The sequence below is a fragment of the Acidovorax delafieldii 2AN genome (genome assembly GCF_000175235.1).
Classification (GTDB): Bacteria; Pseudomonadota; Gammaproteobacteria; order Burkholderiales; family Burkholderiaceae_C; genus Acidovorax; species Acidovorax delafieldii_B.
Window position 1 is genome coordinate 1 of sequence record NZ_ACQT01000576.1, and the last position, 864, is coordinate 864.

General features: G+C 68.1%; 1 protein-coding gene. It reads right to left on the reverse strand.

Annotation, left to right across the window (positions count from 1 at the left end):
* Positions 1–136: 136 nt before the first annotated feature.
* Positions 137–595 (reverse strand): RidA family protein, encoded by a 459-nt coding sequence (locus tag ACDELDRAFT_RS23145; protein WP_005801734.1) that lies wholly within the window; start codon positions 593–595, stop codon positions 137–139.
* Positions 596–864 lie beyond the last annotated feature (269 nt).

An 864-nucleotide genomic window follows, 5' to 3' on the forward strand; every position in this document is an offset into this window, starting at 1 on the left:
CACGGGGCAACGGCGCCGCGCAAGGCGGCAGTGCCTTCTCCGGCGGCCGCACCCCGCGCGACCGCCGTCGCACAGGGCGACGACGACTGGGAAACCTTTTAAACGCCAGGCCCGCCGGGTGGCGGCAGGGCCGGCTTCAGCCCAGTTCGGCGATCAGCTCGATTTCCACGCAGGCACCCATGGGGATCTGCGCCACGCCGAAGGCGCTGCGCGCGTGCACCCCTTTTTCGCCGAAGACCTGGCCGAGCAATTCGCTGGCACCATTGGTCACCAGGTGCTGCTCGGTGAAATCGCCCGTGGAGTTGACGAGGCTCATCACCTTCACAATGCGTCGGACCTGGTTCAGGTCTCCGCCGCAGGCCGAGTGCAGGGTGCCCAGCAGATCGATGGCCACCGCGCGGGCCGCCGCCTTGCCTTCTTCGGTGGTGATGTTGCGGCCAAACTGGGCCACCCAGGGCTTGCCGTCCTTGCGCGCGATGTGGCCGCTCAGAAAGACGACGTTGCCGGTCTGCACATAGGGCACATAAGCGGCGGCGGGCACGGACACGGGGGGCAGGGTGATGTTGAGTTCTTTCAGCTTGTCGTAAACGCTCATGGTGGTCCTCGGATCGGAATGGTGGAAATGCAGCCGGGCGCATGCGCTGTTTCTGCGCACGCAGGCCCAGGCCGAGGGCGCCAGTGTTACACACGCATGCGGGCGAGGCGCCGGTCTTCACGGCTGAGCGTGCGTTTAGCATCGGCCACATGGCGCCTCTAGCCCCTGCCGACTCAAGCACTCCCATCCCCGCCGTGCCGCCGCCGCATTCGGCGGGGCACCGGCGGATATGGCGCATGCCGGCGTGGCTGGCGGGCGCCCTGCTGGGC